The sequence below is a fragment of the Streptomyces sp. ME19-01-6 genome (assembly GCF_033793745.1).
Taxonomy (GTDB): Bacteria; Actinomycetota; Actinomycetes; order Streptomycetales; family Streptomycetaceae; genus Streptomyces.
This window is the reverse complement of the sequence record NZ_JARAXF010000109.1, coordinates 1-1,086: the sequence shown is the minus strand read 5'-3', so window position 1 is coordinate 1,086 and position 1,086 is coordinate 1. Positions and strand designations below refer to the sequence as shown.

Here is a 1,086-nt window from a genome sequence, read left to right as displayed (position 1 = left end):
CATCTGCGCGAAACCCGCGCCGTTGCGCCACGCCTTCACATCGCCGTTGTCCAGGACCGTCACGATGTCGGCCTTGCCGTCCCCCGACACCGAGGAACCGTGGCGCGATATCTCCGACCATATTCGGTGAGCGATGACGACCGCGTCGTTGGCCTGCTCGGCATAACGGTAACGGTATTGCGCGGCCGGCCGCTGGACATCGGCGGCGACATCCCCGATGGGAGCGGTGTTCCAGGACCCGTTCGGGTAGAAGCTCTCCATCACAGCGAGGAACTTGTTGGTCGCCCACGTGGGGTTCGTCCGTTCGGCGAAGCTCCCCCAGCTGTTCTGCTGCTGGTAGAGGCCCACTGAGGTGGCGTCCCCGCCATCGAGGTTGGCGATGCTGGTTTCCACGATCGTGGTGGCGATGGCGATCGCGGCGGCCCGCTCGTTGAGCCCTCGATTCTTGACCGCCTGCACCACCGCCCGCGCACACGAGGTGTTGTACGCGTTCATATAGCCGCGCATCTTGTTCTGCAACTGCGGATTCAACGCGGCCGCGGTCGCCGCGTCCTGGGCCGACGGGCCACCCGCGACACAGGGCAGGGCGTTGTAGGTGATGCCGACCTGCTGGGGCCAGATTTCCGAGGGGTCTTTCGGACGGTCGGCGGCCGCTGCGGGTAAGGACAGCTCGATGGCCATGAAGGCTGCCACGACACCGCCCAAGGCGACACGTGCGATGCTCTTTCGTCTGGTTGAAGGCATGGTCCGGTCCGTTTCCAGGTGAAGGTGGGCTGAAGGTCAGGCGAAGTGGGTGTTGTCCTTGGTGAAGCCTTGGCCGATGATGATGTCGGCGTCCCAGGGCATTTCGGTGAAGCCGCGTCCGTTGTGCCAGGCTTTGACGTCGCCGTTGTCGAGGACGGTGATGATTTCGGACTTGCCGTCGCCGTCGAGGTCGGCGAAGTGGGTGTTGTCCTTGGTGAAGCCTTGGCCGATGATGATGTCGGCGTCCCAGGGCATTTCGGTGAAGCCGCGTCCGTTGTGCCAGGCTTTGACGTCGCCGTTGTCGAGGACGGTGATGATTTCGGACTTGCCGTCGCCGTCGAG

1 protein-coding gene and 1 pseudogene are annotated in these 1,086 nt (G+C 64.2%); both read right to left on the bottom strand.

The window, feature by feature from the left end:
• A pseudogene (locus tag PV419_RS52855) lies at positions 1 to 744 on the bottom strand (peptidase M23); the annotation flags it as partial.
• Positions 745 to 780: 36 nt separating this feature from the next.
• The coding region (locus PV419_RS52850) for a VCBS repeat-containing protein (RefSeq protein WP_319701241.1) at positions 781 to 1,086 on the bottom strand (306 nt) is incomplete at its 5' end.